This window comes from bacterium, assembly GCA_016873475.1.
In the GTDB taxonomy this organism is placed as follows: Bacteria; Krumholzibacteriota; Krumholzibacteriia; order JACNKJ01; family JACNKJ01; genus VGXI01.
Genome location: VGXI01000360.1, coordinates 1 through 2,075 on the forward strand (window position 1 = coordinate 1; position 2,075 = coordinate 2,075).

Annotated in this window: 2 protein-coding genes; one reads left to right on the forward strand and one right to left on the reverse strand. The window is 77.1% G+C overall.

The window, feature by feature from the left end; all coding sequences use genetic code 11:
- The coding region (locus FJ251_15760; protein ID MBM4119157.1) for an alpha/beta hydrolase at positions 1–364 on the forward strand (364 nt) is incomplete at its 5' end.
- 6 nt (positions 365–370) lie between these two features.
- Here FJ251_15760 and queG read toward each other — a convergent pair.
- The gene (gene queG, locus FJ251_15765; protein MBM4119158.1) at positions 371–1,384 is read right to left on the reverse strand and encodes a tRNA epoxyqueuosine(34) reductase QueG; all 1,014 of its coding nucleotides are present in this window, start codon (positions 1,382–1,384) and stop codon (positions 371–373) included.
- Positions 1,385–2,075 lie beyond the last annotated feature (691 nt).

The window sequence follows — 2,075 nt, forward strand, 5'->3', positions numbered from 1 at the left end:
CCCCGCCGCCTGGCGCCGCCAGGGCTCGCTGCGCGTCGAGAACGCCCGCACGGGCGACGTCTTCGCCCTGGGCACCGATCTGCTCGACGACATCGAGCAGAACCGCGCAGCGCTGGACATTCTCGCCGCGGCCGGGCGCCTGGCGATCCCAAGCCTCGTCGTGCACGGGGAGGCGGACGAGGCGGTGCCCCTGGCCGAGGGCGAGGCGATCGCGGCCGCGCTGGGTCCGCGCGGCCGCCTGCTGCGCATCGCCGGCGCCGGCCACACCTTCGGGGCCGCGCACCCGCCGGCGCCGGCGGCCCCGGCGGCCCTCGAGCTCGCGCTGGCCGCCACGCTCGCCCACTTCGGCCAGCACCTGCGCTGAGTTCGTCTAGACGCCCTCCGGGCTCTCCGCGGCCGCGCCCGGCGGCGAGCGGCGCGCCTGGTTGGCCAGCGCCGCCTGGGCGTTGCGGGCGAGGCGCCGTTCGCCCGCGCGCAAGAGGGCCGTGCCCGCGAATCGCGCGAGGAAGGCGGGGCGGTCCAGGTCCAGCAGCTCGACGAGCAGGGGCCGCTGCAGCTCCGGCCGCGCGGCGAGGTCGGGCTCGCGGGCGCTCGGCGCCTCGCGGTTCCAGGGACAGACCTCCTGGCAGATGTCGCAGCCGAAGACATGGTCGCCAAGGAGGGCGGCCGTCGCCGGCGCGAAGGCGCCCTTGGCCTCGATCGTCAGCGTGCTGATGCACACGCGCGCGTCCAGCCAGCCGGGCCGGCTCGGGTGGAGGGCGCCCGTCGGGCAGGCCTCCAGGCAGGCCGCGCAGCTGCCGCAGCGATCCGCGACCGGCGCGTCCGGCGGCAGGACGAGGTCCGTGAGCAGGGCGCCCAGGAAGCAGTAGGAGCCCAGCTGCGGGTCGATGAGCAGGGTGTTCTTGCCGATCCAGCCCAGCCCGGCCGCGGCGGCCAGGGAGCGCTCGAGCAGGGGCAGCACGTCGACGCAGACCCGCGAGCGCCGGGCGCCCCAGTCGCTGAGCAGCCGGTCGCCGGCCACGCGCAGCTTGCGGCCGAGCACGCGGTGGTAGTCGCGCCCCCAGGCGTAGCGGCTCACCCAGCCGCGGCCGGGCTCGCGCGGCGCCAAGCTGCCGGGGTCGGGCAGGTGGTAGTTCAGCGAGACGAGGACGAGGCTGCGCGCCCAGGGCTGCACGGCGCGCGGGTCCCGCCGCGCCGCCGCCTGCCGCTCGAGGTAGCGCATCGGCCCGGCATAGCCGCGGGCCAGCCACTCGCGGTAGCGCGCGTGATCGGCGACGGGGCCGGCGGCGAGGAAACCGACGCGGTCGAAGCCGAGGGCGAGCAGATCGCGCTTCAGGCGCGCCGCCGCCAGCGGGTCGAGGGGGGATGCCGCCGCCTGCGTCATGCCGGGCAGGCTAGCACGCGGCCCCGGCGCTCGCCAGGCGCCTAGAGGCGGAGCGCCAGGCCGGCCTCCGCCACGAGCGCGCGGTAGATGGCCTTGACGTCGTCCCGCGGCAGCGTGAGCGTGATCACCGGCTCGTGCGCGGGCAGCTGCCGCTGGACGAGCTTCGTGAAGGCGCTCCAGGCTTCCGTGCGGCGGGAGTGCCAGCGCAGGCTGTCCTCCAGGGCCTTGGCGGCCTCGGCCGGCGGCTCGGCCTGGCGCAGGTCCAGGGTGAGCCCGCCGTCGATGCGCAGGATGTAGAAGAGATCGGGTGCCTCGGGCTTGAAGTTGCGCGGGCCGAGCTGCTTGGCCTCGAGCGTGTCCCTGGGCGCCACCTCGACGCGGATCGGCTCCTTGGGCAGGGTGGCCAGCTCCTCCACGATGCCGAAGGGCCGCGCCAGCCGCTCGCGGAACTCGCGCCGCTCCAGGCGCCGCGCCAGGAGCGCGCTGCGGTCGATCGCCTGGATCCGGCAGCGCCGCACGGCGACGCCGCGCACCTCGATCACGGCCAGGCTGTCGACCAGGTCCAGGGCCAGGCAGGGCGCCCCGCGCCCGCTCAGCTCCAGGCGCGCCTTCCAGAAGGCCTCGTCGAGGATGAGGCGCAGGGCCTCGCCGCGCGGGGCGGCCGCGTCGGGCGCCTCCGGCCCCGCCGGGG

What these genes read in the sequence shown, in the direction of transcription:
- queG (MBM4119158.1), bottom strand. Translation starts at nt 1,384, where the DNA reads ATGACGCAGGCGGCGGCATCCCCCCTCGACCCGCTGGCGGCGGCGCGC.